The sequence below is a fragment of the Micromonospora sp. NPDC002296 genome, assembly GCF_040296145.1.
GTDB lineage: Bacteria > Actinomycetota > Actinomycetes > Mycobacteriales > Micromonosporaceae > Micromonospora.
The window spans coordinates 276,695-302,879 of the sequence record NZ_JBEOWQ010000002.1 but is presented as its reverse complement, the minus strand read 5'-3'; the positions used below and the strand labels follow the sequence as shown (position 1 = coordinate 302,879).

Below are 26,185 nucleotides of genomic sequence, written 5' to 3'. Positions count from 1 at the left end.
CGTTGTGTCGCGGGTCAGGTGTAGACGCGGCGGGGCACGGCGGCCAGCACGTCGCGGACGGTGTGGAGCACTTCCTCCCGGGCGGTGTGGACGAAGAAGTGCCCGCCGGGGAAGAACCGTTCGACGGGCGGCGCGACGGTGTGGGTACGCCACCCGTCGGCCTGGTAGTCGGTGACCGAGGTGTCGCTGACCCCGCGCAGCACCGTCACCGGGAGGTCCAGCGGCGGCAGCGGGTCCACGGTCCAGGTCTCCAGGACCTGGTAGTCGGCGCGCAGGATCGGGGTGAACATGGCCAGCAGATCGCGGCTGGCCAGCAGCTCCGGGGGCATTCCGCCGTAGTCGACCGTGCGTTGCAGCAGGGCGTCGTCGCTGAGCAGGTGCATCACGTCGGTGGGGTCCCGGCGGCAGGGGCTGCCGGCGCCGGAGACGATCAGGGCGGCCGGCGGAACGCCCGCCCGGCACAGCTCGCGGGCCAGTCCGAAGGCGACCGCCGCGCCCAGACTGTGCCCGAACAGCACCACCGGCCGGGGTCGCAGCGCGGCGACCTGAGGGGTCAGCCCGCGCAGGATGTCGGTCATCGAGGTCAGCGCCGGCTTGCCGAACAGCTGTTCCCGGCCCGGGAGCAGGACGGCGGTCACCGTGGCCAGGCTCGCCAGGTCGGCGGCCCAGTCCCGGAACGGTGCGACGCCGCTGCCGGCGTACGGGACGACGATCAGCACCGGGCGATCGTCGGCGGGGCCCGGCGGGGGGACGAGACGGGCGGCACTCATCGTTGCGCTCCCGGGGACGAGGGGTGTCCGTCGCCGGCGCCTCGCCGGTCGACGCAGGCGATCCGGAACTCGGCGGTGTACCGGCGACCCGCCCCGTCGGTCAGCCAGAGCTGATCGGGGTCGGGCAGCATCTCCACGAAGGTGACCCGCCCCGTCGGATCGGCACGGCGCTGTCGCCGGATGTGCGTGAGCAGCACCTCCACCGACAGCGGATTGTCGAAGTCCAGGTGGAACGGCTTGCGCTCGCCGCCGACGGTGACGAACACGTGCCGGGGCATGTCCCGGGCCGCGCCGACGGCCCGCAGCTCGCCGTACGCCCGGTCGGTGCTCTGCCTCGCATTGGGCAGCTCGGAGTAGGGCAGCGTCCAGCTCTCCCGCTGCACCACCAGGTCGTCGATGCACAGCCGGGGGCGGTGGTCGGCGGCCGGCAGGACCCCGAACCGGGTGGCCGCCGCGTTGGCCAGCAGCTCACCGAAGACGGTGGGCACGTCGCCGGCGTACTCCGGGTCGACCGACGAGGTGATGACGACCCGGTCGCCGACGCGGGTCGCGCGCAGCGCCGACACCGGGAGCAGCCGGGCGTCCCGTGGGTGGTACGGCGCGCCGGAGCCCAGCCCCAGGTAGGTGGCGGACGGCGACAGGTAGGCCGACGGCGGGACGGTCCGGGAGTTGATCTGCTCGTGGTCCAGCGGGTACAGCGGCGTCACCCGTTCGGCGGGGGCGCTGCCGTCCAGCATTGCGTGCCACCGGTCGCGGTCCGGGTGCCAGGCGTCGGCGGCCAACACGTCCATGGTGTTGTGGGCCGGGTGCAGTTCGCCGAGGACGGCCAGGAACCGCCCGTCGCGCAGGTCCGCCGCCGACCGGGCGGCGATCATCAGGTCGGGGCTGTACAACCGGGTGCCGCGCCAGCCCACCAAATCGTGGGCGAAGGCCGACTCGACCAGGGGACGCAGGACAGCCGCGTCGTGCCCGATCCGCCGACGGCCCGGATCGGCCCCGGCGACCAGGAGGGCGTGCCAGGTCCGGCGCAGCCGCTGCGCGACGGCGTCGGCCGGGGACGCGGCCCCCCACTCGGTCGTGGCTGCCACCGCCGTCAGGACCTCCGACAGCGGTACCCCCGTGCCGGGCGCCGGCTCGCGCTCGGTGATCAGGTCCGCGACGAACCGCTCGTACTCCTGGGCCACCGCACGGGTGAACCAGGCCGCGCTGAACAGCAACAGTTCCAGGGCGGGGCGGATCCGGTCCAGCACGTCGGCACCGAGGCGAACCGGAAGGTCGCCGAGGCAGTCCTCGTAGACCACTCCCCGCCCGGCGTAGAAACGGCCGGCACCCCGCTGGGGGGCATGCCCGGTGATTCCGACGAACGACTGGTCGAGGCCGTCGAGGGCATCGGCGAGCCGGTCGGCGTCCCCGGCGGCGTCGGCGACCCGGTTCCGGGCCGCCACCAACGCGGCCAGGTCCGCCTGCGCCGCCACCCGGCGATCCGAATCCGCGACCCGGGCGAGTTGACCGCGCAGGTGTGCCTCCGGGTCGACCCGCCGGGGCACCACCAGCCCGGCGGTGAGGACTCCCATCGCCCGCAGCCGGGTCAGGGCGGCGTCGACCTCCGGCGCGGGATGGTCGGCGAGTTCGTCCACCACGTCGGCGACGGTCCGGGTGCCGTCGCACACCTCGACGACCCGGCGCGGCAGCGCGGCCAGCCGCATCGGGGCGTTGTCGGCCAGCAGCACCCCGTCGGCGACGACGGCCACCCCGGCGGCCAGCCTCGGGATGGTCCACGCGTCGAGGCCGTGCCGGGTCTCGATCGCGGCGGCCGCCGCCCGCAGCGCCCAGTGCTCGAAGAACACCCCACGTCGGAGCAGCCGGCCGGTCACCGGACCGACGTCGGTGGCGCCGGTGGTGACCGATCCCCAGACGATCGGCCCGAAGAAGCCGATGGTGTCGTTCTTCGCGCAGTACCGGGCCGCGTACGACCAGAGCCGACGCTGCGCCTCCCGGCGTCGCTGCGGCCGCCTGGAGTCGAGGTTGCTCCGCGACTGCTGGAACATGCCCCGGTTCTGCCAGGTCACCGCCTCGGCGAACAGCGGCTGCCGGACGATCTCGGCCAGGGCCCGTTCCCCGGCGGCCCGCGCGGCGGCGTGGTCGCCCCCCGGCTCGACGAGGAGCCAGTCCATCGGCATGCCGGCCACCCGGGCGAAGACCGACGGCAGGAGCGCCCAGTCCGGCCCGTACGGCAGCGGGCCGGCCGGTTCGTGCGGGGCACCGTCGGCCACGGCGGGCCGGGTGGCGGTGTGCTTCGTCGCCGGGAACGTCACTGTGGTTCCAGTGCTCGGCGGAGGCTGAGCGGGCGCATGTCCACCCACACCTTCTCGATGTGGTCGAGGCACTCCCGGACGCGTCCGGTCACCCCGACCTCGCGCCAACCGTCCGGTACCTCCCGGTCGACCGGCCAGACGGAGTACTGCTCCTCGTGGTTGACCACGACGGCGTAGATGATGGTGTCGTCGTCCTCGTCAAACAGCGCCATGAGTCTTCTCCTCCTCGATGTGGTCAGGCAGGTTCTCCATCTCCTCGCTGAACAGGGCGGCGAACTTCTCGATGCCGGCCTGGTCGAAATGCGCGGAGCTGTAGTTGACGGCGAACTGGAACCGGCCGTCCGCGACGCCGGTCTCGACGTCGATCAACTGGTCGCGGCGGGTGTTCGGGTCGGCGATCAGCGACGGCACCGGCACCATGCTCAACCCGTGCCGCTGGGAGCCGTCGACGTCGGCCGACATGGTCCCGGTGTGGTTCAGCGCGATCTGTGGCAGCGGGACATCGGCCAGCGCCGACCGCGGTTCGGCGTCGCGGAGCAGCCCGAACGACGACACCGGGCGGGGCACCGACTCGACCAGCCGGCGCACCCGCCACCAGGTGTCGGAGAAGGACTCGGTGGGCCGGTACGGCACGGTCGCCGGGTACAGCGCGGTGAACCACCCGACGGCGGCGCTGGTGTCCACCCCGCCCAGGGTGGTGTCCCGGCCGTGGGTCTCCACGAACAGGTACAGATCCTCCCCGGACCACCGGCTGTAGGCCCGGGAGAAGACGGCCAGCAGGCTGACCAGGACGGGGCTGGCGGTGCCGCCGTCGGCACGCAACCGATGCAGCGTGTCGGTGGCCGTCGGGGACACCGCCCCCTCGACGCTCCGGACCCCGGCCAGGGTGTTCGCTCCGCCCGACTCCGTGGTCGGGACCGGCCGGGGAGTGCCGATCGTCGACAGCCAGGCCGACTCCAACTCCCGCAGGGACCTGGTCTGCGCGGCCGCCGCGACGGCGTACTCGGGGTAGCCGGCCAGCGGCGTGTCCCGGGGCGGTTCACCGGCGGCCAGGGCGGTGTAGTTGCCGAGGAAGTCCTGGATCACCAACCGCCACGAGTAGATGTCCATGACCAGGTGGTGCACGGCGAAGTAGAGGGTGGTCTCCTCGTCGTCGAGCACCACCAGGCAGGACCAGAGCGGGCTGGTGGCCAGGTCGTGGCCGGAACGGTGGCCGGCGAGCAGCGACCGGTGGGTGGCCGCCCGATCGTCGCGACGCCCCCGCAGGTCCACCACCCGGAGGGTCACCAGCGGGTCGGGGGCCGCCTCGACCCACTGCCGCCATCCGTCGGAGGTGCGCCGGAACCGGGTCCGCAGGGCGCCGTGCCGACGGGCGACGGCCTCCAGTGCCGCCCGTACGGTGTCCGGGTCGAGGGCCTGGGCCAGCCGGATGCCCTGGGCCATGTCGAAGTGGGCCGGGTCGGTGCCGGCGTGGTCCAGGAACAGCCGCTGGATCGGCAACAACGGGACCTCGCCCTCGTGGACCGATGTCGCCACGGCCGTGTCGGGCTCCCGGGAATCCACGTAGGCGGCCAGTTCGGCCACCGTCTGGTACGCGAACACATCGCGCGGTTGCAGGTCGATGCCCTGCCCGGCGGCCCGGCCCTTGACCCGCAACCCGGCGATCGAGTCGCCGCCGAGGTCGAAGAAGTTGTCCCGGACACCGACCAGGTCGACCCCGAGGACCTCCCGCCACACCTCGGCCAGGATCCGCTCCGTCGGGGTGGACGGCTCGACGTGACCGGTGACGGCGGGACGGCCGTCCACGGTGGCCGGCAACGCGGCGCGGTCCAGCTTGCCGTTCGCGGTGACCGGCAGGGCGTCGAGCTGGACCAGCATCGGCACGGCGTACGACGGCAGCAGTGCGCGCAGGTGGGCCCGTACCTGTTCGGTGTCCAGGGTCGCGGTCGGGGAGGTCACGAAGGCCACCAGGTGTCCGTCGCGCACCGCGACCGCGGCGCCGGCCACGTCGGGGTGGACGAGAAGTGCCGCCTCCACCTCCTGCGGCTCGATCCGGTGCCCGTGCACCGACAGTTGCGCGTCGACCCGGCCGAGCAGGTGCAGCCGTCCCCGTCCGTCGATCGTGCCCAGGTCACCGGTGCGGTACGCCCGCGCGCCGGCGCGGCCGGGGCGGGCGTCGGGGACGAACCGCAGGGCGGTGCGGGCCGGATCACGGTCGTACCCGCGGGCGAGCGTGGGGCCGCTGAGCCACACCTCGCCCCGGGCCCCCACCGGGGCCGGCCTGCCGGTCCCGTCCACGAGGAGCGCGTCCACCCCCGGGTACGTGGCGTCCAGCCAGAGCGTCTCGGCCTGGCCGGCGACGGTGCCCAGGACCGCGTACGCGCTGTCGATGCTGGTCTCGGTGATGCCGTACGCGTTGACCACCCGGGTCCGCGCGCCGGCGACCTCGGCGAGGCGGACGTAGTCGCGGGCGAACCAGGACTCCCCGCCGATCAGGACGGTGCTGAGCTGGTCGAGGCGCTGCCCGGACAGCTCCACCTCGTCCAGCAGGGGACGCAGCAGGCTGGGCGGGACGTCCACGACGTCGACCTGCTCGTCGAGGATCAGGTCGAGCAGCGCCGCCGGGTCCTCCCCGGCGGCCCGGGAGGCCACGACCACCGTCCGGCCGGCGCACAGCGCCCGGAGCACCTCACCGATCGCCACGTCGAAGGCCGGGTTCGCCAGATGCAGGTGGTTGCGGGTACGGGCGGCGAACGAGTGGGCCGCCTCCCACCCCGCGACCGCCGCGGCGAGGGCGCCGTGCTCGACGACGACCGGCTTGGATCGCCCGGTGGTCCCCGAGGTGAAGATCGTGTACGCCGCGTCGGTGCGGCCCGCCCCCACCGGCTCCTGGGCGTCGACGCCGTCGGCGAGGAGATCGGTCAGGGACAGCACCGGGGCGTCGGTGGCCACGACGGCCGGATCGTCGGCGAGAACCACGGTGGGGTCGACCTGGGCCAGCAGCGCGGTGGTCCGGGCCGCCGGCCAGGCCGGATCCAGCGGCACGAACTGGCCGCCGGCGAACCACACCGCCAGGGTCGCCGCGACCCGGTCGACGCCGCGATCGGCGAGCAGGGGGACCGTCCCGCCGGGGACGACACCGTGCCGGCGCAGCCGGTTGGCCCCCCGGTCGGCGGCGTGGAGCAGCGCCGCGTAGCTCACCCGGCGGGGACCGTCGACCACGGCCACCGCGTCGGGGGACGCCGCCGCCATGGCCCGGAGCACCGCCGGCACCAGCGGCGGCTCCGCGACAGGCGGCGACCCGCCGGTCAGCGACGCCGCCGGCGGCACCGCCGCCAGCAGGTCGGCCACCCCGGACGCGCTGCCGTCGGCCAGGGCCCGGAGGACCGCGACGAACCCGTCGAGCATCGCCTGGGCCGCCGGAGCCGAGACCTTGGCGTCGTCGTGGAACAACTCGACCACCGTCTCCGCCCCGCCCGCCACGCTGAGCACGAGCGGGTGGGCGAGTTCCTCCCGGGAGGTGGCCGCGACGATGTCCACCGGAGGGCGCCGGTCACCGAACCGTTCGTCGGTGATCAGCGGATAGTTCTCGACCACCACGATGGTCTCGAAGAGGCTCCGGTGCCGGGGTACCTCGGCCACCGACCGGATGTCGCGCAGCGACGCCTCCTCGTACTCCCGGCTGGCCAGGAAGCGCCGTTGGAGGTCCTGCAACCAGGTCGCCACCGGCACCCGTCGGGGCAGCCGGGCCCGTACCGGGAGGGTGTTGATGAACAGGCCGACCATCGTCTCCGCCCCGGGCACGGCCGCCGGCCGCCCGGAGACGGTGGCGCCGAACAACACGTCGTCGCGGCCACTGAACCGGGCCAGGACGACCGTCCAGGCGGCCTGGATCAGGGTGTTGAGGGTGACCCGTTCCTGCTTGGCCCGTTGGACGAGCCGGTCCGACTCCACGGCCGGCAGGGTCGCGGCGAGGACCTGGCGGCCCCGGTCGACCGCACCGGGCGCCGGCGCCGGCAGGGGCGTCGGCTCGGTGAACCCCCGCAGCGCCCGCCGCCAGTGATCGAGCACCTGCCCCCGGTCCCGCCCGGCGGTCCACCGCAGGTAGTCGCGGTAGTCGGCGGTCGGGAGGAGGTCGATCGGGGCCCCGGCGCACCGTTGGCCGTACGCGACGAAGACGTCACTGACCACGATCGGGATGGACCAACCGTCGATCATGATGTGGTGGGAGGTCCACACCATCTCCCACGTGCCGTCGGCGCGTTCGAGTAGTCGCACCCGGTGCAGGGGCGCACGTTCCAGGTCGAACCCGGCGTCCAGGTCCCGCCGGAGGTGCTCGTCGAGGGCGTCGTCGTCGTGCACCCCGTCGACGACCTCGAGCAGGTCGAACGGCTGCCGGTACACGGCCTGCACCGGGGCGGTCAGCCCCTTGTACGCCACGCAGGCCCGCAGCGCCTGGTGCTTGGCGGCGACCGCGGTCCACGCCGCCCGCAGCGCATCGGCGTCCACCGCCCCGCGCAGGGTGTAGCGGACCTGGCTCAGGTACGCACGGGCATCTCCGGCGTCGAGAGACTCCAGCAGCATCCCCTCCTGTAGCGGGGTCAGCGGGTAGATCGCCTCGACCAGGCTCGGGCCGCTCATCGGGAACGTTCCTCTCCGTTGCTGCTCAACCGCGCGATCAGGGCACGGGCGGTCTCCTCGTCGAGGCCAGCCAGGCTGACGTCGACGCCGTCGAGCGACGCGGCGGGGTGGGCCGCCCGCTCCGGCTCGCCGACCGGGTCGACGATCCCGCCGGCGTTCGGGTGCACCCCGCCGCCGGCCCGGGCGGATCGGCCCGCCGGGTCCGAACCGGCCGGGACGTCCGCCCCAGCCGGTCCCGCCCGTCCGTCGTCGGCCGGTCCCGGCCCGTCAGGCCCGGCTGCGCCGTCAGGCCCGGCCGCCGACTCGGCGGACGAGGCAACGGTGGTCGCCCCCGCAGCCACCTCCGCCAGGGTCTGCGGGCCGAGCATGTCGGCGACCGCGACCTGAAGTCCCCGCGCCTTGACCCGGGCGACCGTCCGCAATGCGGTGATCGAGTCCCCGCCGAGGTCGAGGAAGTTGTCGTGGACGCCGATCCGGTCGGCGCCGAGGACCTCCCGCCACACGTCGGCCAGGGTCCGTTCGGCGGCGTTGGACGCCGCGACGAACTCCGCCGTCGACACGTCCTGGGTGAACACCACGTCCGGCAACCGCCCCCGGTCGACCTTGCCGTTGGCGTTCAACGGCAGGTCGTCGGCACGGACCAGGCGGGGTACCAGGTGACCCGGGAGCAGGTCCCGCAGCCGTCCCCGCAGGGCGGCGAGGTCGACCCCGTCCTGACTCGGGACGACGAACGCCACGAGTTGGCCGTGTCGTACCGCGACCGCCACCCGGGCGACCTCGGCGAGCCCGGCCAGCACCGCCTCGATCTCCCCCGGTTCGATCCGGTACCCGTTGAGCTTGACCTGGTCGTCGACGCGACCGGCGAAGTGGAGCACCCCGTCGGCCCGCCGGTGGGCCCGGTCCCCGGTGCGGTACATCCGCGATCCCGGCGCCCCGAACGGGTCGGGGACGAACCGCAGGGCGGTCCGCGCCGGGTCGCCGAGGTAGCCACGGGCCAGTCCGGCGCCGCCGATGAAGACCTCGCCGACCATCTCGTCGGGCACCTGCCGCAGCCCCGCCCCGATGACGTGGGCGGCCTCACCGGGCAGCGCCCGACCGACCGGCACCACCGTCGGGTCGAGGTCGTCCGGGGTCACCGGGTGGACGGTGGACCAGATGGTGGTCTCGGTCGGCCCGTACCAGTTGTGCACCGCCCCGGCCCGGTCCAGCAGCGACCGCCCCAGCCGGGCGGTCAACGCCTCGCCGCCGGTCCACGCCTCGATCCCGCGCAGGTCGGCGTCCCCGGCGAGCAGTTCGGTCCAGAGCGAGGGCGTGGCCTGGACCATGGTCACCCCGGCACGACGCACCGCCGTGGCGAACTCGTCCGGGTCGAAGCGCCCGCCCCGGTCGAAGACCACCACTCCCGCGCCGTGGGCCAGCGGGATCAGCAGTTCCGCGACGGAGATGTCGAACGACGCGTTGGTGGCGGCCAGCATCACCGCCCCCGGGCCGTACCGGTCGCCGATCGCGGCGTCGAACGCGGTCAACGCGCCGTGCGGGATCATGACGCCCTTCGGCTCCCCGGTCGACCCGGAGGTGAACATCAGGTACGCCAGTTCCCCCGGGTGCGTGGCGACCGGAGGCCCCGCCGGCGTGGGGTGTGCCGCCAGGTCGTCGACGTCGAGGACCGGGATCTCCGGGGCCAGGCGGGGCCGGGTGGGGGTGGCTGCGACCACGTACCGCAGGGACGCCCGGTCGCGGATCACCCGCTGGCGGGCCACCGGCAGGTCGGGGTCGACCGGGACGTACACCGCGCCGACGCAGAGGACCGCGAGGATGGTCACCACCAACCGGTGGTCGCGCGGCAGGCAGACCCCGACGGTGTCGCCCCGCCCGACGCCGGCCGCCCGCAGCCCACCGGCGGCCCGCCCGACCGCGTCGGCCAGCTGCCCGTACGTGAGCACCGCGCCACCGGCGTCGCGCACCGCGACCTGGTCCGGCCAGCGGGCAGCCCGGTCGATGACGGTCTCGTGCAGCCCCGGTAGGGCGCCCTGCCCCGGGGCCGGGGTGGCGGTCGGGGTGTCCCCCGTCGACCACGCCACGTCGGTCACCGGCAGGCTCGGGTCGGCGGCCATCGCGGTGAGCACGGCGCGGTAGCAGGAGAGCAGGGACGCCACGGCGGCGTCGGTGAAGTGCCGCGGGGAGGCCATCAGGATGAGGACCAGGTGGTCGCTGTCGTCGGCGGCACCGTGGTCGAACGACACGTACAGGGGGTAGTTGGTGGGGGCCTCCTCCTCCAGGTGCCCCACCCGGCGGACGTCGCCGCCGCTGCTCACCCGCTTCATCGCGTGGAACCGGGTGTAGTTGAACGCGGTCGTCATCAGCTGCTGCCGGCCGAACGCCAGTTCCGTCGCCACTCCCGGGTAGGTACGGAAGCGCAGCAGCCGGCTCTCCTCGGCCAGGCAGGCCCGGGCCAGATCGGCGAGGGTGCGCCCACCGACGCCGACGGTCAGCGGCAGGGTGTTCAGGTACAGGCCCCGGGTCTGGGTGCTGCCGGCCGTCTCCGGCCGGCCGTTGGTCACCATCCCCAGGGTGACCACGTCCGCGTTGGACAGGACGGACATCACCACCGCGTGCGCCGCCAGCAGCAGGCTCTTCATCGGCAGGCGCAGCCGGACCGTGGCCGCCTCCAGCCCGCGTTGCACCTCGGGGCCGAGCGGCAGCAGGGCCCGCTGCCGGTGTCCGGGCGCGCCGCCCTCGGTCCGGGTCGGGATCCGCACCGGGCGGGCCCGGGCGATGACGTCCCGGAACAGCTCGACCGCCGCCGGGTCGGCCAGGGTGCGCCGCTCCCGCCAGACGTGGTCGCCGAACGAGTCCGGCGGCGGGACGAGCCGGGCGAGTGGCCGGTTGTCCCGGGCGGCGGCGCACACCCGGTCGTACTCCTCCAGGACCTCGGTGAGGGTGGAGGTGAAGCTCCAGCCGTCGAGGATGGCGTGGCACTCCACCGCGCTGAACCAGAACTCCGTGTCGGAGACGCGGTGGGCGGTGAACCGGACCAGGGGCGGGCGGGTCAGGTCGAACGGCCGGCGGCGCTGCTCGGCCATCCATTCCCGCAGGTCCCGCTGGACCTCGGCGTCGTCCCGGTCCCGCCAGTCGACCACGGGCAGGTCGACGCCGACGTGCCGCCAGACCAGTTGCAGCGGCTCGGAACAGGTGGCGAGGTCGAATCCGCTGCGCAGCACCGGGTGCCGCTGGACGACCCGGTCGAACGCCTGCCGCAGCAGCTCACCGTCGAAGACGGCGCACCGCACCCGGGTGGTGGTGACGTTCAGGTAGCTGTTCTGTTCCAGTTGGTGAAAGATCATCCCCTGTTGCAGCAGGGTCAGCGGGTACGCGTCCTCCACCCCGGCGGGCAGCCGGTCGGCGTCGCCGGTGGCGAGCAGGTGCCGATGGTCCGCCCGGCCGACCGGGGCCACCGGTGCGGTCGGGGCCTCCGTCGGCTCCGCCGCCGTCGTGCCGGGGACGGCCGCGATGACGTCCCGGATCGACTGGTGGTCGAAGATGTCGGCGACGGTGACCGGCAGTCCCCGGGCGGACATCGCCGTGGCCGCCTGGACCGCCAGGATCGAGTCCCCGCCGAGGGCGAAGAAGTTGTCGGTCACCCGGACGTCGGCGACGCCGAGGAGGTCCTGCCAGACCGCGACCGCCGCCCGTTCCCGGTCATCGACGGGGTGCCCGCCGTCGGCCGGGCCGGACCGCTGGGGGGCCAGGTCCGCGGCCAGGGCCAGCAGGGCCCGCCGGTCGAGCTTGCCGTTGACGGTGCGGGGCAGCCGGTCGAGCCGGTGCACCCGGGGAACCATGTGGTCGGGGAGCCGGACGGCGACGAAGGCACGGATCTGATCCGGGTCGGCCGCCGGGCCGGCCTGCACGAAGCCGACCAACCCGACGCCGGCACGCCCGACCCGGGCGGCGGTCACGGCGGCGTCCGTCACGTCCGGGTGGGCGAGCAGGGCGTGCTCGACCTCGGCGGGTTCGATGCGGAATCCGCGCACCTTGAGCTGCTCGTCGACGCGTCCGAGGTAGTCGAGGTCGCCGTCCGCGCGTTCACGGACCCGGTCGCCGGTGCGGTACATCCGGCCACCGCCACCGGTGAGGTCGGGGACGAACCGCAGGGCGGTACGGGCCGGGGAACCGGTGTACCCGAGGCTCACCCCGGCTCCCGCCACCATGAGTTCCCCGGCGAACCCGACGGGCTGGCGGTTGAGGTCGGTGTCGACCACCATCGTGGCGAGGGTGGGCAGCGGCCGGCCGATCGGGCTCGCGACGCCGATGTCGTCGCGGGTGATGTCCCGCCACGTCACGTGCACGGTCGTCTCGGTGATGCCGTACATGTTGACCATGCGAGGGGTCCGGTCACCGAGGCGTTCGAACCAGCCCGCCAGGGTGGCCGGCCGCAACGCCTCACCGCCGAACACCACCAGCCTCAGCGAGTCCGGCGTGCCGGGACCGTCCTCGGTGACGGCCTGGGTCAGCGACCCGAACGCGGTCGGCGTCTGGTTGACGACGGTGACCCGTTCGTCGTGGAGCAGCCGGAGGAAGCGCTGCGGCGTCCGGGCGGTGTCCCGGTCGACCAGGACGACGGTGGCGCCGTCGACCAGCGGCGCCCAGATCTCCCACACCGAGAAGTCGAACGCGACCGAGTGGAACACGCTCCACCGGTCGTCGGGGCGCAGGTCGAGCAGGTCCCGCGCCCCGTCGATCAGGGAGCCGAGGTTGGCGTGGGTGACAGCGACGCCCTTCGGGGCGCCGGTCGAGCCGGAGGTGTAGATCCGGTACAGCGGGGCGGACCACGGAATCGGCGCCCGATCCGGTGCGGGGTCCGGTCGCGGCGACCGCCGGCAGTCGTCGACGTCCACGACCTGCCGGCCGGACGGCACCTCGGAGCTGCCCGCGTCGGCGATCACGGTGTCGACGCCCGCCTGGTCGAGGATCTGGCGGATCCGGTCCCGGGGGTGCTCGGCGTCCAGCGGGACGTAGGTGCGGCCCGCCTTCGCCGCCGCGAGGATGGCGGCGAGCATCCCCGGGGTTCGACCGGTGAGGACGGCGACCGGTGGGGCGTCCGGGCCGGCCGGGCGCAGCCGGGCCGCGATCCGGTCCGCCCAGGCGTCCAGTTCGCCGTAGGTGGTCCCGTCGGCGACCGCGATCCGGCCGGGGTGGCGGGCGGCGGTCTCCTCGAACCAGCCGACCACCCCCCGGTTCCCTCGTCCGGTCCACCCGGGGGCCACGGCCGGGCGGCGGTCGTCGAGGAGGACCGCCGACAGGGCGGCCTGCGGTCGGGCCACCACCGCGGTCAGCGCCCGCCGGTAGCTGTCCAGCAGGGAGCGGGCGACGTCGTCGGGGTACGCCGCGATGTCGTGCTCCAGCCACAGCCGGGAGCCGGCCCCGACGTCCTCCACCTGCAGGGTCAGGTCGAACTTCGCGGTGCCCAGGTCGACGTCGAGCCGTTCCACCACCAGCCCGGCCACCCGGGTCGCCTCCCGGTCCTGGGTGCGGTGGTGACTGAACACCGCCCGGACCAGCGTCCGGTCGCCGCCCCGGACCCCTCCGGCGAGGTGATCGGCCACCTCGTCGAACGGGGTGTCCCGGTGGGCGATCGCCTGGATCAGCGCCCGCTGCTCGGCACGCAGCAGGTCGGCGACGGTGGTCGTCGCCCGGGTCGGGTTGCGCAGGCAGACCAGGTTGACGAAGTTGCCCAGTTCCCCGGCGTCCTGCTTGGCGCGGAGACTGACCGGGAGGCCGACGAGGATGTCGTCGTGGCTGTACAAAGCCCGCAGGACGAGCCGGTACGCGGCGGCGAAAACCGCCGGCCGGGTCACCCCGTACCGCCGGACGAGGGCGTCGATCCCCTCGTTCAGGTCGGCGTCGAGGCGGTGGCCGACGCGCCGGCCGTGGCGGGGACCGGCCGGGCGGGCGCCGATCGTGGGCGGGTCCACCGGCTCGACCCCGTCCAGGCTGGCCCGCCACCAGGCTGCGCTCTCGGGCGACCGGGACATCGGCGGGTGCTGGCGGGGCACGACCGGCGCGGGGTGCTGCGGAGCGCCCGCGTACCCGGCGAACAGCTCGGTGAGCAGGGTGTCCAGCGCGGCGCCGTCGACCACGATGTGGTGGGCGGTCAGCAGCGCGACGGTACGGGTGCCGTCACCGGCCAACCGCAGCCGGGCCAGCGGGGCGGTACGCAGATCGAACGGTTCCGCCGCCGCGGCGGACAACCAGGTGTCCAGGTCCGGTGGGGTCTCGACGACCGGAGCCGGGGGGTGCGCCTGCGGCATCGTCTCGGCGTACGCCGTGCCGTCGTTGTCGGCGAACCGGGTGCGCAGCGTGGGGTGTCGGGCGACGAGCCCGGCGAACACGGCGGCGAGCCGACCCGGGTCCAGGTCGCCCCGGATGGCGACGGCGGCGGCGACGATGTACTCGGGGCTGCCCGGGTGCAGCCGGTCGAGGAACCACAGCCCGGCCTCGCTGGGCTCCAACGCCCGCCGATCAGCGCCCGCCCCGGTGCCGGGGGCCCGCTCCGCCACCGCCGGCGCGGGCGTGAGCCCGGCGGCGGCCAACCGGCGCTGGAACTCGGCCATCCGCTCCGGATCGTTGAGTCGCAACGTCATTGCGGGCTGCCTCCGAATACCTCCAGCGCGATGCCCGCTGTCGGCCCGGCGCTGTCGCCGGCGATGGCCCGGATCTCGTCCGCCATCGCCGTGACCGTCCGTACCTCGAACGCCCGCGCGATCGGGAAGTCGATGCTGAAGATGCGCTCGATGGTCTCCACCACGTGCAGGAGCGCGATCGAGTGTCCACCGGCTTCGAAGAAGTCGGTGGTGGCCGACGGGACCGGGGCGTGCAGGTGCGCCTGCCACACCGCGGCGACCAGCCGGACGACCGGGTCGTCGCCCAGAGCGGCGGTCCGGTCGGGCTCGGCGTCATCGCCCCCGAGCCGGGCCAGCAACGCCTGTCGGTCGATCTTGCCGTTCTCGGACACCGGCAGGGCCGGGACCGGCACGACGACCGGCACGGCCTGCGGGACGAGCCGGGACTCGGCCCAGGACCGCACCTGGACGGCCAGGTCACCGGGTTCGGCGGCCGGATCGCGGGCGACCACGGCGGCGGCCAGCCGCGCCGTCCCGCCCTCGCCGACGAGGACGACCGCCGCCGCCTCGACCCCGGGGTGGGCGGTCAGGCACGCCTGCACCTCCCCCAGCTCGATCCGTACCCCGCGCACCTTCACCTGGTCGTCGCGGCGCCCGAGGAAGACCAGAACGTCGTCGGCACGGCGACGAACCCGGTCACCGGTGCGGTACATCCGGGCCCCGGTGCCCTCCGGATCGGGCACGAACCGCAGGGCGGTGTCCCGCGGGGCGTCGATGTAACCCCGGGCGACCAGGGGCCCGGCCACGTACGCCTCGCCCTCGGTGGCCGGGCGGGCGTCGTCGTCGAGGACGTACAGCCGGGCCGGTGCGAGGGCCACACCGACCAGCGCCGATCCGGGCTCGGCATCGGCCTGGACACCGGCGCAGATGATCGTCGTCTCGGCCGGGCCGTAGAACACGCTCGGCCGGGCGCCGACCGCGTGCAGCGCGGACAGGAGATCGGCCGACACCGGCTCGCCGCCGGTGCCGACGACGACATCGCGCACGGCGTCGGGGTCCAGGCGGAGGACCTCCTGCCAGAGGCTGGGGGTGGCGAAGGCCGCGGTGGGCCAGCCATGCCCCCGAGCGGTTGCGAACGCCCGTACCACCGAGGCCGGGTCGAAGGTGACCGACTCGGTCGGGTAGACGACCGGGCCGCCGCGCAGGGCCGGCCAGCACATTTCCAGCACGCTCGCGTCGAAGGTGGGCGCGGCGGGCCCGACCAGGCACCGCGCTCCCGCCCAGGGGTCGAAGGCGTCGAAGGCGTCGAGGAACGCGGCGAGCTGGCCGTGCTCCACCACGACGCCCTTCGGCTCCCCGGTCGAACCGGACGTGTGGATGACGTACGCCGCCTCGGAGGGCAGCGGACGGTAACCGGACGCCTCGGTGGGCCCGGCCCCGCCGTGGTCCGACGGGCCGGCGGGGGCACCGAGCGGCCAGGCGATCCGGGTCAACTCCGCCCCGCCGTCCGGGGCGGGGACGTCGCCGGCGTCCCGGTCGGCGACCAGCCATCCGGCGGCGCTGACCGAGGCGATCCGGTGCACCCGGTCCACCGGTGGGGTGGGGCCGAGCGGCACGTACACCGCGCCGAGCCGCCACAGCGCGTACGCCACGACCAGCGTGTCCAGCCGGGTCGCCAGCGACACCAGCACCCGGTCGCCGCGTTCGACACCCGATGCCCGCAGCCCGGCCGCCACCGCGCTCACCTGCCGGTCCAGCTCCGCGAAGTCGTACACCCGCTCGCCCTGCACGACGGCCGGCCCGCCCGGCTGCCGCGCCACCCGGTCGGCCAACCGGTCGACCACCCCGGCCCGCCCGACGTGGGTCTCGTCGCCCGGGTCGTCGCCCAGCTCCACCACCAGCAGGTCCACCAGGTCGGCGGCCCGACGCCGGCCGACCTGGCCGGAGTCGAACCGGACGGCCAGGGTGTGCGCCCGACCGCTGGCGGTGACGGTGAGCACCAGCGGCGCGGGCAGGCCGAGCGAGGTCGGCTCGAACCAGTCCACCCGCAGTCCACCCACGGTCGCGGCCTCGTGGCCCTGCTCCCAGCCCACCATCGTCCGGAACGCCGGGACGGCCCGGTCCGGCCGCCGGTCGGCGAGCGCCGTCACCCGGTCGAAGGGCACGAACCGGTACGCGTACGCCGCGGTCAGGCTCTCCTGCACCCGGGCGAGGTGCTCGGCGCGGGTGCCGCCGGCCGGCACGGCACGGACGGCTGCCGTGTTGAGGAACGGTCCCGGGATGCCGGTGCCGGTCGCGTCGCGCAGCGACACCGGCAGCCCGACGGCGAAGCCGGTGGAGCCGCTCCACCGGGCCAGCGCCCGCTGCCAGGCGGCCATCACCACCGAGTACGGGGTGACGCCGTGGCGCCGGGCCACCGCGTCGGCGAGATACGCGTCGACCGGCACCGTGAGCCGCCGGGCCGCCGCGTCCCCCGGGTCCGGGTCGGCGGCCGACAGGTCGAGGTCGACCGTGCCGGCCAGCGCCCGTACGGCGTCGGACAGCCGGTCGGCCGCCCGCCGGGTCCCCTCCTGCGCCCAGGCGGCGTCCGGGTACTGGATCACCGGGTCCCGCTGGACCGGCTCGCCCCGCCGGGCGCGCCGGTAGTTGTCGAGGAGTTCCCGGACCAGGATGCCGACCGAGTCGCCGTCCACCGCGATGTGGTGCACCGCCAGGTGCAGAACGTGCTCACCGTCGTCGAGCACGGTCAGGTACGGCCGGAACCACGACTCCCGCAGGTCGAACGACCGCCGGATCTCCGCGGCCACGGCCCGGTCGGCGCCGGCCACGTCCCCGGCGGTCCGGAGGGCGAGGTGACCGGCGAGGGCGTCCTCGTCGACGCCGTGCACCTCGGCGCGGACCCCGTCGCCCCACCCGACGATCCGGCTACGGAGCACTCCGTGCCGTTCGAGCAGGGCGGTCAGGGCGGCGCGCAGCGCGTCCACGTCGAGCGGGCCGGCCAGCCGCAACGGGATCGGCACGACCTGGGCGGCCGGGCCCTGGAGCCGGGCGGCGAACCAGAACCGCTGCTGGGTGGGGGTCAGTGCCGTCCGGTCGCCCGGCTGTGGCCGGCGGGGCACCGGTGGGCCGTCGCCGGTGTCGTCCGGCCCGACCTCCGGCAGCGCGCTGATCGCCGCGGCCAGCCGGTTCGGCGTCGGGTTGGCGAAGACCGTGGCCAGGTCGACGTCGCGGTGGAATGCCTCGGCGCACCGGGCGGCGAGCTGCGCCGCGCTCAGCGAGTCCCCGCCGCAGGCGAAGAAGTCGCTGTCCGCCTCGACGGTGGTGGCCAGCAGCTCCCCGGCCAGGGCGGCCACCGTCGCGGCGCCGCCACCGGTGGGCGCGGGGGCGGACACGGCGGAGGCGGGCGCGGCCGGATCGGTGGTGCGCTCCCGCAGGGCCTGACGGTCGGGCTTCTCCCCGGCGCTCCTGGGCAGCTGGTCCAGGACGTGCACCCGGCGGGGCGCGCCGACCTGCGGCAACCGGCCGGACGCCGCGGTGCGCAGCTCGGCCTCACCGACGACGCGGCCCGGGCGGAGCACCACCCAACCCACGAAGTGCCGGTCCGGGCCGTCGGTGACCGTGGCCACCGCCTCGGCGACGTCGGGGTGGGCGCGCAACGCGGCCTCGACGTCACCGAGCTCGATCCGGACCCCCCGGACCTTCACCTGGTCGTCGGCGCGACGCAGGAACTCCAGTCCGCCGTCGGCCGGCGAGTGGCGGACCAGGTCGCCGGTCCGGTACAGCCGTTCCCCCGGTCGCGTCGGGTGCGGAACGAAGGCCAACGCGGTCGCCCGGGGATCGGCGAGGTAGCCGGTGGCGAGCGGCCCTCCGGCGAGCAGCTCCCCGACCTCCCCGGGGGCGACCGGGTCGAGCCGGGCGTCGACGACGAGGACCTCGTGGCCGGGTACGGCCGCGCCGATCGACGGGTACGCCGGCACCGCACCGTTCGCGGTCACGGACACCGTGCCGACCGTCGCGGTGATCACCGATTCCGTCGGACCGTACGCGTTGAGCAGTGCGATGCGTCTCGGGGCCGACGCCGCCCACCGGGCGACCGCCTCGGGGGTGAGGGCGTCCCCGCCGGCCAGGACGATGCGCAGGGCGCTGCCGGCGAGGTCCGCCCAGGTCGCCTGCGGTGCGCCCGTGAACTGGGCGAACCATGGCGTGGGCAGGTTCGCCACGGTCACCTCGGTCCGCCGGGAGATCCGACCGAAGTGGGCGGGATCCCACGGCTGCTCGCCGCGCAGGACCAGGGTGGCACCGGCCAGGAGGGGCACGATGACCTGCTCGACGGCCGCGTCGAAGCCGTGCTCGGCGAACTGGAGGTACCGGTCGGCGGGGCGGACGGCGAGCCGCTCGACCATGCCCCGGGCGTGTCGGAGAAGGGTGCCGGTCGCGACGTGGACGCCGCGCGGCACCCCGGTGCTCCCCGAGGTGAAGATCAGGTATCCGGGGGCGGTCGGCAGCTCCGGACCGGGCCGGCCCGGCAGCGGGCGAACCGTCGGCCCGGTGCCGCCCACGTCGGTGATCTCCCAGGTGGCCGCCGCCTGCTGTGCGACGGCGGCGCGGCGCGGACCGGGCAGCCGCCGCGACAGCGGCACGTACACCGTGTCGGCGGCCAGGCACGCCAGCAGCCCGATCAGGGCCGGCACGCCCCGCGTGGTGTCCACCACCACCCGGTCGCCGGGTCGCGCCCCGGCCGCCCGCAGCCGACCCGTGAGGTCGTCGACCGCGTCCCACAGGTCCTGCCGGGTCAGCGTCCCGGTCTCCCCGTCGACGGCCGTGCGCGTCGGGTCGGCCGCCGCGTGCCCGCGCAGGACGTCGCGCAGCTCCGACCCCCCGGCGGGGTCGGCCCCCGGCCGTCCGGAACTGGTCGGCTCCACGTCGGACGTCCCGGGGCCGGGCAGGTCCGGGGCGGATCGGCCCAGGTCGGACGAGCCGGGGTGGGCGGGGGGCGGGGTCGAGCCGATCATCTCGGCCAGCTGGGCGTGGAAGGCCCGGGCCAGCCGGGCGATCGTGGCGGGACGGTACAGGGTCGGGTCGAAGACGAGTTTGGTGTGATAGCACCGGCTGTCGTCGGCGATCTCCAGCACGACCGGCATCTCGGCAGCCCCCGGAGAGGGGGGTCGCGGGACGAGATCCATCAGACGCGGGTCGACGGAGAACTTGTTGAAGCACACGCCGAGGCCGGCGGACGGGCCGGCGGACGGGCCGTAGACGCCCCGCCGGACCGCCTCCAGGGGGGCCTGGGCGGTCCCGAGTGCCCTCGCCACCGCCGCCGCGCAGGCCGCCACGGTGTCCCCGGCAGGAGCGAGGGGGTCGACAGTGACCCGGACCAGCGCGGTGTTGACGAACAGCCCCACTATCCGGGCCACGTCCTCGTGGTCGCGCACCGAGACCGGCATGCCCAGGACAAGGTCGGTACGGCCCGTCCAGGCCGCCACCACCCGGGCCCACGCGGCGAAGAGAAGCACCGTGTCGGTGGTCCGGCGGGCCTGCGCCGCCGCCCGGACCTCGTCGTGCAGCTCCGCCGGGAGCGCGACGTCGTGCTCGAAGGCGTCCGCCGGCACACCGACCTGCGACGCCACGGGCCCGTCGGCCGGCGCGGGGTCGGCCGGGAACTCGGCGAGGTCGGCCGGGATCCGTACGGGGTGGGGGGCGTCGCCGAGTGCCGCCACCGCCCGGTCGACCTCCGCGCGCAGCACGGCACGTTGCTCCACCGAGTCGCGCCAGACCGCGTAGTCGGGGTAGTCCAGCCGCTCCGACGTGGGCCGGCCCGTGCTCAGCGTCTCCGCCAGGAGGGAAAGGGAGTGCCCGTCGCAGGTGAGGTGGTGCACGGAGATCAGCAGACGGCCCTTCCCGTCCGGCAGTCGCAGGTGGGTGAAGCGAATCAGCGGCTCGTGCTCCAGGTCGAACCGGTACCGGGCGGCCTGGGCACGGTGCCGGGCCAGCTCGGCCTGCGCCGCCACCGCCGAGAGGCCGCCCAGGTCGACGTGGGACACCGGGAAGTCGGCGGCGGGACGCAGCCGGATCGAGGGCACCCCCGCCTCGACCACGACGGCACTGCGCAGGGCGGCGTGCTGGTCGACCAGGGTGCGGCAGGCCGCCGCGATCACGTCCCGGTCCGGCCAGACCCCGATCTCCGTACTGAGCGTGAAGACCGGCAGCGGGCCGGCCAGCCGGTCGGCGAACCAGAGCCGCCGCTGCGCCTCCGTCATCGGCAACAGGTCCGGATACCCGGAGAGCGGCGCCGGCCGCGACGGGGCCGGCGCCATGAACGACCGGCGTCCGGCGAGGATCTGGGCCCGCAGCTCCGCCCGGGTGGGCCGGTCCCCGCTCACGCCCAACCGTCCCCGGAGCCCGCGGTCTGGTCGACGAGCCTGTCCAACAGGGCGTCGAGCCGGCCGTCCACGAGGACTGCGAGCCGACGCACCGTCGAGTGCTCGAACAGTTCGGCGACGGACAGTTGGATGCCGAACCGCTCCCGGGTCCGTGAGGACAGCTGGACCGCCGTCAACGACGAGCCGCCGAGGACGAGGAACTCGTCGTCGAGGCCGATCGGGGCGATGCCGAGCGCCTGCGCCCACAGCTCGGCGATGGCGCTCTCCACGTCGGTCTCCGGCGGGACGTACCCGCCGAGGTTCTCCGCGCGGGCGGTACCCGCGCCGGCCGTGGTGTCCTGGTGGGTCGTGACCGCGTCGGCGGAGAAGGCCCGCATCTCGTCGATCCGCTTCTGCAGCGGACCCACCGAGGTGATCAGCTGTGGCTGGTCCGGCACCGCGATCATCCGGCGGAACAGCTCGATCCCCTGCTCGCTGCTGATCAGCATCAGGGAGTCACCCGACGACGACCCGGTCGGCCCACCGGTCGCCGCCGGGCGGGTCGGTGGCGCGTCCGCGGAGGCGGAGGCCGCCCCGGCCGCGGTCTGGGCGCGCAGGATGTAGCTGTCCACCATGACGCAGATCCGCCCGTCGCGGTCGACGATGACCTCGTCGACCTCGATGAACTCGGGTCGGTCCGGATCTTGCCGGTGCGTCTGCAGCACCCATGCCTCGGCCGGGATCGGCGCGTACACCCGCACACCCGCGTACGAGAACGGCAGGTAGCTCGCCGCCGCGCCGGACAGGCCGTGGGCGGCCTGGTCCAGCAGGGCCGGATGCAACCAGAGCCGGGGATCGGCGTCATCGGCCACGAGCCGGGCGAGCCCGGTGTCCCCGTCGCGGAAGTACTCCCGGACCACGTCGAAGTACGGGCCGAAGGCCACCATCCCGGAGGACTGCCGTCGGGCGTCGACGGCCGGCAGCGCGGCGCGAACCCGGTCCAGGTCGACCGCCTCACCGGCCAGTTTGTCGATCGTCCGCAGCACGCCCTGGCAGTGCACCGTCCGGGGGCCCGCCCCGTCCGCACCGACCGTGATCTCGAACGGGGCGCCCTCGGCGGCTCGTTCCGGCGCGAACGACAGGCTCAGGGTGAGCGGACCGGTGACCACGATCGGGTCGCTGAAGAGGAGGTCCTGGATCCGCACCGGCACCTCGCCCAGGGCGTGGTGGGCCGCCGCACGGACGGACTCCAGGAGCATCGTCGCCGGGACCACCGCCGCGCCGGCGATCCGGTGCTCCATGAGGGCGCGGTGTCCGTCCGGGGTGAGCATCCCCTGGTACCGATGGGTGCCGTCCGCCTTCACGGTGACCGACTGCAGGAACGGATGGCCGAGGGGTTCCGTCCGACCGCCCTGGCTGATCGCCCGCAGTGCCTGCACCCCCTGGGACGCGCCCTGGTCGGCCACCATGCCGACCTCGCGCCAGCCGACCCAGTTGATGGAGACGACCCGGGGACGGCCCGGCCGGTCGGCCACCGAGTTCGCGAACGCGTCCATGAACAGGTTCGCCGCGGCGTAGTCACACAGGCCGTACCCGGAGGTGACCGCGATGATGGACGAGCACAGCGCGACGAAGTCCAGTTCCGGATACTTCTCGGTGGTGAGTTGGTCGTACAGCGCCAGGACCGCGTCCACCTTCGGACGCAGGACCCTCGCCGCGTTCTGCTCGTCGTGCAGGGCGAGCAACTGCCCACCGGCCAGCCCGGCGGCGTGCACGATGCCGTGCACGGCACCGAACTCCGCCACGGTCTCCCCCAGCACCGCGGCCAGGGCGTCGGGGTCGGTGATGTCAGCGGCGACCACCCGCACCTGGGCGCCGAGGCGCTCCATCCGCAGCACCGCCGCGATCCGTTGGCGCACCGTCTCGTCGGTCCCCGCCGCCTCGGACAGCTCCGCCCACCGGGTCCGCTCCGGCAGGCCGGTCCGGCCGACCAGGACCAGCCGGGCCTGTTCCGTCTCGGCCAGCGACTCGGCGATGGTGACGCCGAGGCCGCCGAGACCACCGGTGATGACGTAGACCCCGCCGGGGCGCAGGGCGGACCGGTGGACCGGCCCGTGTCGCAGGGCGGCGTACGACCTGATCGCCCGCCGGTGCCCGCGCACCGCGACCACCTCGTCGGCGGGATGCCGGATCTCGTCGATCAGTCGGGTCGCGAGCACCCGCGCCGGGCCGATCCCGTCCAGGTCGATGTGACGTACCGTCACCAGCGAGGCCTCCCGCGGCAGCGCCCGGAACGGACCCAGTGCGGTCGCGCTGAACGGCACCGCCTCCTCACCGGCCACGGAGAACAGCCGGCTGGTGACCACGACCAGCTCCACCGGGTCGCGGACCACGTCGAGCAGGGCGCAGGCCAGGACGGCAGCCCGCCGGTACGACTGGTGCGCCGGGGTCGGGTCGGTGCCGGTCGGGTGCCCCTCCGGGCCCGGCACGTCGTAGCCGACGACCACCCGGTCGGGTGCCTGGCCGCTGTCCCACAGCTGCTCGATGACCGCCCGGATCTGAGTCGGGTCCTCCGGGTCGGCCTCGAATACGCCGAAGTCCTCGATCAACGCCGGCCCCGCGTCGAGCCGGGTCACGCTGGCGCCGTGAGCGAGGGCCGCGGCGGCGACCTCGGCGGTGAAGGCCGGGTCGGTCCCGAGGACCAGCCAGTGCTCGCCGAAGACGTCCGCGGCCCCGGCGGTGCGCGGCGCCTGGGTCCAGACCGGCACGTAGAACGGGGTCTGCAGCGGTTCGTTCGGGATCTGCTCGGTCTCGGCCACCACGGTCCGGGCGGTCGGGTCGGGGTCGACCCAGTGCCGCCGTCGCTCGTACGGGTACCCGGGCAGCTCGACCCGGCGGGGCGCCAGCCCGGTGCGGACGGCGGCCAGGTCGACCGGCACCCCGGCGGCCCACAACGCCCCGGTGGTCGCCAGGATGTGGTCCCGCTCGTCGGTGCCCTCCCGCACGGTCGGCAGGCTGCCGGCCCACTGCGGGGTCATGCCCTGCGCGATCGCGGTCTGTCGGGCGAACGCACCGAGCGCGCGTCCCGGGCCGACCTCCAGCAGGAACGGGTTTCCCCGGCGGATCAGCTGGGTGGCCGCGGCCCGGAACCGGACCGGCCGGCGCAGGTGCGTGACCCAGTAGCCAGGCTGGGTGACCTGCTCCGGGTCGGCCCAGTCGCCGGTGACGTTGGACAGGAACGGCACGGTGGGTGCGGCGAGCCGGGCCGCGGCGACCACCGCGGCGTACTCGTCGAGGATCGGCTCCATCATCCGCGAGTGGAAGGCGTGCGAGGTGCGCAGCGGGGTGCCGGTGATCCCGATGTCCTCCAGCTCGGCGGCGAACCGGGCCACCGCCTCCTCGGTGCCGCTGACCACGCAGGCCGACGGGGAGTTGTCGGCGGCGATCTCCAGGTCCGGCGGGAGCAGGTCGGCCGCGGCTTCGACGCCGACCGGCAGGGCGAGCATCGCGCCCGGGGCGACGGACTGCATGAGCCGACCCCGGGCCGCCACCACGCGCAGAGCGTCCTCCAGGGAGAAGACCCCGGAGATGGCGGCGGCGGCGAGCTCACCGACGCTGTGCCCGATCAGCGCGGCCGGTACGACTCCCCGGGCCTTCCACAGGGCCGCCAACGCCCACTCCAGGGTGAAGATGGCCGGCTGGGTGACGGCGGTCTGGGCCAGGGCTGCCTGCGCCGCGTCGTCGGTCGGGTCGGCGTGCAGGAGGGTCCGCAGGTCCAGGCCGAGCAGGGGTGCGAGCAGGTCGCTACAGGCGTCGACCGCTTCCCGGTACGCGGGCTCGGCCGCGTACAGCCCGCGCCCCGTCCCGGGGTGTTGGGCGCCCTGTCCGGGCAGGAGGAAGGCGACCTCGCGGTGACCGGTGACCGGGACGGCCGGGTGGGAACCGGCGGCCCGCAGCCGGTCCACCGCCTCCGTCGTCGACCGGGCCGCCACCGCCCGTCGTACCGGGTGCGTCGTGCGCCCCTCGTGCAGGGTGAACTCGAGGTCGTCGAGGCGGACGTCGGTGGTCTCCAGGTGCGCCGCGAGCCGGTCCGCGACGGTGGCGAGCGCCTCCGGCGTGCGGGCGGAGAGGGTGAGCAGGTGCGGCCCGACCGGCTCGGGCCGCGGCTCGGGCTCCGGTGCCGGGGCCACGAGGACGTGCGCGTTGGTCCCGCCGATGCCGAACGAGCTGACCGCGGCGACCCGCCGGGCCTCACCGGTCCACGGCTGAGGCTCGGTGGCCAGCCGGAACGGGCTGTCGTCCAGCGTGATGGCCGGGTTCACCGGGGCCCAGTTGATCGTCGGCGGGATGATTCCCTCCCGGACCGCCAGGGTCGCCTTGATCAGTCCGGCCACCCCGGCCGCCGCTCCGAGGTGTCCGACGTTGCCCTTCACCGACCCCAGCGCGCAGTAGCTGGCCTCGTCGGTGTCCGCCCGGTACGCCTGGGTCAGCGCGTCCACCTCGATCGGGTCGCCGACCACCGTGCCGGTGCCGTGGGCCTCCATCAGCCCGATCGCCCGGGCGGTCAGCCCCGCGCGCTCCAGGGCGGCGCGGACCACCTTGACCTGCCCGTCCACGCCGGGCGCGGCGAACCCGGCCCGGAGGTTGCCGTCGTTGGTGATCGCCGAGCCGAGCAGGACGCCGTGGATGAGGTCCCCGGCGGCCTGCGCGTCAGCCAGCCGCTTGAGCACCACCACCGCTCCGCCGTTGGAAAAGATGGTGCCGGAGGCGTCGGCGGAGAACGGGCGGACATGGCCGTCGGCGGAACGGATTCCCCCGGCCTCGTACACGTAGCCCACGTCCAGGGGGAGGTCCACCTGGACGCCCCCGGCCACGGCCACGTCGATCTCACCGAGGAGCAGGGCCTGCACCCCGAGGTGCACGGCGACCAGGGAGGTGGAGCAGGCGGTGTACACGGACAGGCTCGGACCCTGGAAACCGAGCTTGTACGACACCAGGGGGGCGATGTAGTCGGGGCTGTTGCCGATGCGGATGCTCATCCCGCCGGCCGCGTCGGCCACCGTCGGGTTGGCCTCGATGTAGTCCTCGCGGTAGTCGCTGGCCGCGCTGCCCCCGTACACGCCGACCCGGCCGAGGTCGCCCGCCGGGTCGTGCCCGCCCGCGGTCAGGCTGGAGTGGGCCAGCTCCAGGAAGAGACGGAACTGCGGGTCGGCCAGGGCGGCTTCCCGCGGACTGAGGCCGAAGAAGTCGGCGTCGAACAGGTCGAGGTCGGCGGCGCCGGCGTAGACCCGCCGGTACTCGGGCCGGGACAGGGTCGACTCCTTGACGCCCCGCCGGCGAGCGATTTCGTCGTCGGTGACGGCCATCGCCTCGTGGCCGTCGAGGATGTTGCTCCAGAAGGTCTCGACGTTGTCCGCGCCGGGAACCCGGGCGGCCATCCCGACGATCGCAATCTCGCCCTGCTGTGTCATGTCTGTCTG

7 protein-coding genes are annotated in these 26,185 nt (G+C 74.8%); all 7 read right to left on the bottom strand.

All coding sequences use genetic code 11. From position 1 onward, the window contains the following. Positions 1-14: 14 nt before the first annotated feature. Genes ABT023_RS03115 through ABT023_RS03085 form a run of 7 tightly spaced genes read right to left on the bottom strand, consistent with a single transcriptional unit; the run spans position 15 to position 26,176 of the window. Positions 15-770 carry a thioesterase II family protein gene (locus ABT023_RS03115; protein ID WP_350881091.1) on the bottom strand — a complete coding sequence of 252 codons (756 nt, stop codon included), beginning with the start codon at positions 768-770 and terminating at the stop codon, positions 15-17. After that, complete coding sequence (locus ABT023_RS03110; RefSeq protein WP_350881089.1) at positions 767-3,085, bottom strand: lantibiotic dehydratase; 2,319 nt, start codon at positions 3,083-3,085, stop codon at positions 767-769. The genes ABT023_RS03115 and ABT023_RS03110 overlap by 4 nt, the downstream gene beginning before the upstream one ends. Further along, positions 3,082-3,297, bottom strand: a complete 216-nt coding sequence (locus ABT023_RS03105; RefSeq protein WP_091621624.1) for an MbtH family protein — start codon at positions 3,295-3,297, stop codon at positions 3,082-3,084. The genes ABT023_RS03110 and ABT023_RS03105 overlap by 4 nt, the downstream gene beginning before the upstream one ends. Next, the gene (locus ABT023_RS03100; RefSeq protein WP_350881087.1) at positions 3,284-7,726 is read right to left on the bottom strand and encodes a condensation domain-containing protein; all 4,443 of its coding nucleotides are present in this window, start codon (positions 7,724-7,726) and stop codon (positions 3,284-3,286) included. Before ABT023_RS03100 ends, ABT023_RS03105 begins: the two co-directional genes overlap by 14 nt. Continuing rightward, positions 7,723-14,367 (bottom strand): non-ribosomal peptide synthetase, encoded by a 6,645-nt coding sequence (locus ABT023_RS03095; protein WP_350881085.1) that lies wholly within the window; start codon positions 14,365-14,367, stop codon positions 7,723-7,725. The genes ABT023_RS03100 and ABT023_RS03095 overlap by 4 nt, the downstream gene beginning before the upstream one ends. Next, positions 14,364-20,726 (bottom strand): AMP-binding protein, encoded by a 6,363-nt coding sequence (locus ABT023_RS03090; RefSeq protein WP_350881083.1) that lies wholly within the window; start codon positions 20,724-20,726, stop codon positions 14,364-14,366. Before ABT023_RS03090 ends, ABT023_RS03095 begins: the two co-directional genes overlap by 4 nt. Further along, positions 20,723-26,176 (bottom strand): type I polyketide synthase, encoded by a 5,454-nt coding sequence (locus ABT023_RS03085; protein WP_350881081.1) that lies wholly within the window; start codon positions 26,174-26,176, stop codon positions 20,723-20,725. The genes ABT023_RS03090 and ABT023_RS03085 overlap by 4 nt, the downstream gene beginning before the upstream one ends. Positions 26,177-26,185: the final 9 nt, after the last annotated feature.

Bases quoted from the DNA above. Each gene is read 5' to 3' on its own strand.
- ABT023_RS03115 (WP_350881091.1), bottom strand. From the start codon at position 770: ATGAGTGCCGCCCGTCTCGTCCCCCCGCCGGGCCCCGCCGACGATCGC.
- ABT023_RS03105 (WP_091621624.1), bottom strand. From the start codon at position 3,297: ATGGCGCTGTTTGACGAGGACGACGACACCATCATCTACGCCGTCGTG.
- ABT023_RS03100 (WP_350881087.1), bottom strand. From the start codon at position 7,726: ATGAGCGGCCCGAGCCTGGTCGAGGCGATCTACCCGCTGACCCCGCTA.
- ABT023_RS03095 (WP_350881085.1), bottom strand. From the start codon at position 14,367: ATGACGTTGCGACTCAACGATCCGGAGCGGATGGCCGAGTTCCAGCGC.
- ABT023_RS03085 (WP_350881081.1), bottom strand. From the start codon at position 26,176: ATGACACAGCAGGGCGAGATTGCGATCGTCGGGATGGCCGCCCGGGTT.